General features: G+C 41.6%; 6 protein-coding genes and 1 pseudogene. All 7 read left to right on the forward strand.

Annotated features, from left to right (window positions below):
* The first annotated feature begins 75 nt into the window (after positions 1–75).
* The gene (locus tag ACR2F7_RS13945; RefSeq protein ID WP_432714162.1) at positions 76–1,209 is read left to right on the forward strand and encodes an aspartate aminotransferase family protein; all 1,134 of its coding nucleotides are present in this window, start codon (positions 76–78) and stop codon (positions 1,207–1,209) included.
* Positions 1,206–2,171 (forward strand): acetylornithine carbamoyltransferase, encoded by a 966-nt coding sequence (locus ACR2F7_RS13950; protein WP_432714163.1) that lies wholly within the window; start codon positions 1,206–1,208, stop codon positions 2,169–2,171. Before ACR2F7_RS13945 ends, ACR2F7_RS13950 begins: the two co-directional genes overlap by 4 nt.
* Before the next feature lie 16 nt (positions 2,172–2,187).
* Positions 2,188–2,976 carry an acetylglutamate kinase gene (gene argB / locus ACR2F7_RS13955; RefSeq protein ID WP_432714164.1) on the forward strand — a complete coding sequence of 263 codons (789 nt, stop codon included), beginning with the start codon at positions 2,188–2,190 and terminating at the stop codon, positions 2,974–2,976.
* Between the two features lie 2 nt (positions 2,977–2,978).
* Positions 2,979–3,797: a pyrroline-5-carboxylate reductase gene (proC, locus tag ACR2F7_RS13960; protein WP_432714165.1), complete on the forward strand. Its 819-nt coding sequence runs from the start codon at positions 2,979–2,981 to the stop codon at positions 3,795–3,797.
* A gap of 1 nt (position 3,798) precedes the next feature.
* The gene (locus ACR2F7_RS13965) at positions 3,799–4,866 is read left to right on the forward strand and encodes a M20 family metallo-hydrolase (protein WP_432714166.1); all 1,068 of its coding nucleotides are present in this window, start codon (positions 3,799–3,801) and stop codon (positions 4,864–4,866) included.
* A 248-nt stretch (positions 4,867–5,114) separates the two neighbouring features.
* Positions 5,115–6,446 (forward strand): argininosuccinate lyase, encoded by a 1,332-nt coding sequence (argH, locus tag ACR2F7_RS13970; protein WP_432714167.1) that lies wholly within the window; start codon positions 5,115–5,117, stop codon positions 6,444–6,446.
* A 25-nt stretch (positions 6,447–6,471) separates the two neighbouring features.
* A pseudogene (locus tag ACR2F7_RS13975) lies at positions 6,472–6,662 on the forward strand (pyridoxal phosphate-dependent aminotransferase); the annotation flags it as partial.

Consider the following 6,662-nt stretch of genomic DNA (forward strand, 5'->3'; position numbering starts at 1 on the left):
TCTGCAGCAGCTTAAGGCTTATTACAGGTAAGCGTTGATGTTGCTGCGCTTTTTATCACCTTTAAAAAAATTAAAATGAACTTATTTGATGTTTACCCACTAAATGATATAGAAATTGTAAAAGCTGCCGGAAGCAATGTTTGGGATGCTGAAGGACAAGAATATTTAGATATGTACGGCGGTCATGCTGTTATTTCTATCGGTCATACACACCCTCACTACGTTAAAAGAATTACCGATCAACTGCACAACCTTGGTTTCTACTCCAATTCGGTTAAAATTCCTTTACAAAATGCCCTGGCAGAGAAATTAGGCCAGGTATCCGGTAAAACCGACTACCAGCTATTTTTATGTAATTCAGGTGCTGAAGCCAATGAGAACGCTTTGAAATTAGCTTCTTTCTATAACGGCAGAAAAAAGATCATCGCTTTTAAAGGCGCCTTTCATGGCAGAACCTCTCTCGCCGTTTCGGCAACCGATAACCCTAAAATTATCGCTCCGGTAAATGAAACAGATAATGTTGTTTTCTTACCTCATAATGATGTGGAGGCCTTACAAAATGCTTTCAAGGAATATGGTAATGAAATTACAGCGGTTATTATTGAAGGTATCCAGGGTGTTGGGGGTATTAAAGAGGCTTCTATTCCATTTTTACAAGCCATCCGTTCCTTATGTGATGAGCATAATGCAGTTTATATTGCCGACAGTGTTCAATGTGGTTATGGTAGAACTGGTCATTTCTATTCGCATGATTATGCGGGTGTAAGTGCCGATGTTTATACCATGGCGAAAGGCATGGGCAATGGCTTTCCTATTGGTGGAATTTCTATTGCACCAAAGTTTCAACCATGGCATGGCATGTTGGGTACCACTTTTGGCGGTAACCATTTAGCTTGTGCTGCGGCACTTGCTGTACTTGAAGTAATGGAACAAGAGAAACTGATGGAGAATGCACAGGCTGTTGGGAAATACCTGATCGACTCTCTAAAAGAAATAGAAGGCATTATTGAAGTTCGTGGTCGTGGATTAATGATCGGCATTGAATTACCTGCAGAAAAAGCAGCAGTCAAAAAGAACCTTTTATTTAAACAACATATCTTTACAGGAGAGGCAAAACCTAATGTCATCAGGTTATTGCCCGCCTTAAGTTTAACCATGCAACAAGCGGATCAATTTTTAGAAAACTTTAAAATCGCGTTAAAAGGATGAAACAATTCACTTCAGTAAACGATATAGCAGATATTAACCAATTGGTAGAGGCAGCGATTGCCTTAAAAAATGATCCTTATTCGGATCAGCAGTTGGGTAAAAATAAAACCTTAGGCTTGGTTTTCTTAAATCCAAGCTTGCGTACCAGGTTGAGCACCCAAAAGGCAGCCCTTAATTTAGGGATGAACGTAATGGTGATGAACATGGACAAAGAAGGCTGGGCACTGGAAACGCAGGATGGTATGGTGATGAATGGCAGCACTGTTGAACATATCCGTGAAGCAGCAGCTGTAATGGGTCAATACTGTGACATCCTTGGTCTGCGTTCTTTCCCGAAGTTGAAAGACAGGGAAGAAGATTATAGCGAAGATTTTTTCAATAAATTTATAAAATACTGTGGCGTACCTGTGGTGAGCCTGGAAAGTGCTACACGCCATCCTTTACAAAGTCTGGCAGATTTAGTCACCATCCGTGAAACATGGAAAGGTGCCGCAAAGCCTAAAGTTGTTTTAGCCTGGGCACCACATGTGAAAGCTTTGCCACAAGCAGTACCGAACTCTTTTGCAGAGTGGATGTGCAAAGCGCAGCAAGAAGGCCTGGTAGATTTTACCATTGCCCACCCTGCAGGTTTTGAGCTTAATGAAGATTTTACCCCAGGTGCAGCAATTACGCACAACCTGGAGGAGGCTTTAACAGGCGCAGATTACGTTTATGTAAAAAACTGGTCAAGCTACCAGGATTATGGAAAGGTTTTACCTTTCCCTGAAGGCTGGATGTTAACGCATGAACACTTAAAGGTGAGTAATGATGCTAAAGTAATGCACTGTTTACCAGTACGCAGAGACCTTGAACTATCTTCCGAAGTATTGGATGGCCCTCATTCATTAGTTATCCATGAGGCAGGCAACCGCTTATGGGCTGCACAGGCAGTCTTGAAAGACCTATTACAAAGTTTATCATAGTCTAACCATAAAAAAAATGGAGCTACTTACCGTTGTTAAAATTGGTGGAAACGTAATTGACAATTCTGCAAACCTCCATCGCTTTCTGCTAGATTTTACAGCCCTTCCGGGTAAGAAAATCCTGGTACATGGGGGTGGAAAAGTGGCTACAGATTTAGGGATTTCCCTGGGTGTGGAAGCTAAAATGGTAGAAGGAAGACGCATTACCGATATAGAAACGCTTAGGATTGTCACCATGGTTTATGGTGGACTGATCAATAAAAATATGGTTGCCCAGCTACAGGCCAAAGGCTGTAATGCCATTGGTTTAAGTGGTGCAGATGGCAACGTGATTAAGGCGGTAAAACGCCCGGTAGTGACGATAGATTATGGTTTTGTGGGCGATTTGCCAGAGAACGCAGTCAATGCCACTACCTTGAGCAGCCTTTTACAGGCAAACTTTATCCCTGTTCTTTGTGCCATTACACATGATGGCGACGGACAGTTGTTAAATACAAATGCAGATACCATCGCTTCGGCAGTAGCAGTAGCGATGTCTGCAAACTATGAAACCAGTTTGGTTTATTGCTTTGAGAAAAAAGGAGTATTGAAAGATGTGGAAGATGAATCTTCCCTGGTGCGGGAAATCAGGAGCAATGAATTCGAAGGACTAAAAGATACAGGTGTTGTATCCGGGGGAATGATTCCCAAACTTCACAATGCCTTTGAAGCCATCAATGCTGGTGTTAAAGCGGTATACATTGGCAAAGCTGATGAATTGCCGCTCCTTAATGAACAAAATTTTGGAACCCGACTAATCTCCTGATTATGGAACAATACCAAGGCAAAATCGCTATCTTAGGTAGTGGAAATATAGGCCTTTCGCTGGCTAAAGGCCTGGTGAAAGCCGATTATGTGCAAGCAGCACAAATATGCCTGACCAGGCGAAATATTGATCACCTGAAACCTTTTGCTGAACTGGGTTTCGAAATATCTGCTGACAATGCTGCGGCAGTTGCTCAGGCAGATGTGGTGGTGCTTGCCGTATTGCCTCAACAGCTTAACCAGTTGTTAGAGCAGATCAGCAGCGTGATCAACCCTGAAAAACACCTGTTAATTTCTGTTGCCTCCGGCGTAACTTGTCAGGATATCCGTTCCCGCTTAACAGAGCAGGTGCAGGTAGTGAGGGCAATGCCCAATACCGCAATCGCCATCGGTCAGTCGATGACATGTGTAGCTACCGATAATGGCACAGATGCTCATGTGATTGAAGTAACCCGCATGTTTGAAACGGTGGGTGCTGTGGTTAAAATTAACGAAGACCTGATGACAGCAGCCACGGCATTATGTGCCTGTGGAATCGCTTTCTTTTTAAGGGCTATCCGTGCTGCTTCTCAAGGTGGTGTAGAAATAGGCTTCCATGCCGAAGACGCGCTTAAAATGGCCGTGCAAACTGCTAAAGGAGCTGCCGACTTGCTGCTCCAAATGAAATCTCACCCGGAGCAGGAAATAGACAAGGTAACCTCACCAAAAGGATGTACCATTGCCGGATTAAACGAGATGGAGCATAATGGTTTCAGCTCTTCTTTAATCAAAGGCATCAAATTATCTGCTTACAAAGCAGGCAACTTATATACTAAAGAATAATATGACCGCACAACTGCAGGAAGATAGTTTAAACTTGTTAAAAAAACTGATCAGCATTCAGTCTTTCAGTAGGGAAGAAATCAATACAGGTGATGCCATTGAGCAGTTTTTGCAGGATAGAAATGTTAAAACACATCGCAAGCTCAATAACATCTGGGCTTATAACTTACATTTCGATGCAGCAAAACCGACATTACTTCTCAACTCGCATCATGATACGGTAAAACCCAATCCTGGCTATACACGTGATCCTTATTCGCCAGCTATTATAGATGGTAAATTATACGGGCTAGGCAGTAATGATGCCGGCGGTTGCCTGGTTTCCCTGATCGCTACCTTCCTTTACTTTTATGAGCAGGAGGGATTAAGCTATAACATTTGTCTGGCGGCCTCTGCAGAAGAAGAAATTTCTGGTATAAATGGTCTGGAAAGCATCCTACCTGAACTTGGAGAGCTGGAATTTGCTATTGTCGGTGAACCAACGCTGATGGATCTTGCTATTGCAGAACGTGGTTTGATGGTGCTGGATTGTACAGTACACGGTACCGCTGGGCATGCGGCAAGAGAAGAAGGCGATAATGCCATTTACAAAGCATTGAAGGATATAGAATGGTTCCGTAACTACAGATTCTCAAAGCAGTCTCAAGTATTCGGACCCCTTAAAATGTCTGTTACCATCATTAATGCAGGATCACAACACAATGTGGTGCCTGCTGCTTGTACTTTTACAGTTGATGTAAGGGTAACAGATGCCTATACAAATGAAGAGGTGTTAAAAATCATCAGGAACAATGTAGACTGTGAGGTGAAACCACGTTCAACAAGGTTAAAATCATCTTCAATAGCCATTGAGCACCCTTTTGTACAATCTGGAATAGCCCTTGGAAGAAAAACCTATGGATCTCCAACGATGTCAGATCAGGCATTATTGAGTATCCCTTCTGTCAAAATAGGCCCTGGAGATTCTGCACGTTCGCACATGGCTGATGAATATGTATTCGTCAATGAAATTGCGGAAGGTATACAGCTTTATATCGAAATGTTGAAACCTGTGATTGATGGTCAATAAATAAGCTTTACCTGGCTGTCGGTATTTATGCTTAAATTAGGCTCAGTACCTAGACAAATAAAGAAAATGCGTGAATTGAAGCACTCATATAGTTTCATCAGCGTTTAAAAATAACAGGATAATGTGGCTTCAAATGATTTTAATTATAAAAGCTTCATTACAGTAGAAAAACAAAAACAGGAATAATGAAACCTGAATGATTTAAATCATGAAAGCTTCATCACCGTTGAAAAACACTAATATTAAAGATGAAAATCTGGCAAAAGAATATTGACGTAAATAAAGATATAGAAACCTTCACCGTAGGAAAGGACAGGGAATTGGATTTAGAGATGGCGGCTTTTGATGTGCTGGGTTCTCTTGCACATGTAGAGATGCTGGAAAGCATTGGATTATTGACTGCAGAAGAGTTGGTGATCATTCAGAAAGAACTTAAAAACATCTATTCCGAAATTGAAGCAGGTAATTTTGTAATTGAGCAGACTGTAGAGGATGTTCACTCACAGGTAGAGTGGCTTTTAACCCAAAGAATTGGTGAGGCAGGTAAAAAGATCCACAGCGGACGTTCGCGAAACGACCAGGTGCTGGTAGATTTGAAACTGTTTTTCAGACATAAAATTGAGGAAATGGTGGGCAACACCAACACCTTGTTTCAGCAGTTGCTTCAACTGAGTGAGACACACAAAGACAAATTGCTACCCGGTTATACGCATTTGCAAATTGCCATGCCTTCTTCTTTTGGCCTTTGGTTTGGTGCTTATGCAGAAAGCCTTGTAGATGATTTAGAAGTGATGCTGGCAGCATGGAAAGTATGTAACAAGAACCCATTAGGCTCTGCTGCGGGATATGGCTCTTCTTTTCCTTTGAACAGAACCATGACCACCAACTTGCTGGGTTTTGAATCTTTAAACTATAATGTTGTTTACGCTCAAATGGGCAGGGGTAAAACCGAGCGCATATTAGCACAGGCCATGTCGTCAGTAGCGGCATCACTAGCTAAAATGGCGATGGATGTTTGCCTTTTCATCAACCAGAATTTTGCTTTCATCACCTTTCCAGATGAGCTGACGACTGGATCGAGCATTATGCCTCACAAGAAAAATCCTGATGTATTTGAACTGATTCGTTCGCGTTGTAATAAAATACAGGCCTTGCCTAATGAAATTGCCATGATGACCACTAACTTGCCATCAGGTTACCACCGTGACTTGCAGTTATTGAAAGAGAACCTTTTTCCGGCCATCACTTCCCTTAACGAATGTTTAACCATGGCTACTTTTATGCTGCAGAACATCAGCATCAAGTCTGATATCCTGACAGACAAAAAATACGCTTATTTATTTAGTGTAGAGGTGGTTAATGAATTGGCGCTGAAAGGGCTTCCTTTTAGAGAAGCTTATAAGGTAGTAGGCGAAAGTATTGAACAAGGGACTTTTAAGCCAAGTATGGAGCTTAACCATACCCACGAAGGCAGTATTGGCAATTTATGCAACGCTGAAATTTCGGCGATGATGGATGAAGTGCTTTCGCAGTTTAAATTTGAGAAAACCAATGAAGCCATTGATCAATTACTGGCTTAAATTATTGACCATATAAAACATTAAAATGAACGTATCTGTATTAGCAAGCGCGCTTATAGGCTCAGAAATCATTAAAATAGGTAATGAAGTAAATGAGTTAAAAAGAAAGGGTGCCCAAATAGCAAACCTGACCATTGGTGATTTTAATCCTTCTATTTTTCCTATTCCTGAAGAATTAAAAACTGAAATTATTGATGCTTACAATGATCACCAAAC

Source organism: Pedobacter sp. (genome assembly GCF_045628745.1).
Lineage (GTDB): Bacteria > Bacteroidota > Bacteroidia > Sphingobacteriales > Sphingobacteriaceae > Pedobacter.

Excerpts from the sequence above, each read along its gene's own strand:
- ACR2F7_RS13945 (WP_432714162.1), top strand. The coding sequence starts at position 76 with ATGAACTTATTTGATGTTTACCCACTAAATGATATAGAAATTGTAAAA.
- ACR2F7_RS13950 (WP_432714163.1), top strand. The coding sequence starts at position 1,206 with ATGAAACAATTCACTTCAGTAAACGATATAGCAGATATTAACCAATTG.
- argB (WP_432714164.1), top strand. The coding sequence starts at position 2,188 with ATGGAGCTACTTACCGTTGTTAAAATTGGTGGAAACGTAATTGACAAT.
- proC (WP_432714165.1), top strand. The coding sequence starts at position 2,979 with ATGGAACAATACCAAGGCAAAATCGCTATCTTAGGTAGTGGAAATATA.
- ACR2F7_RS13965 (WP_432714166.1), top strand. The coding sequence starts at position 3,799 with ATGACCGCACAACTGCAGGAAGATAGTTTAAACTTGTTAAAAAAACTG.
- argH (WP_432714167.1), top strand. The coding sequence starts at position 5,115 with ATGAAAATCTGGCAAAAGAATATTGACGTAAATAAAGATATAGAAACC.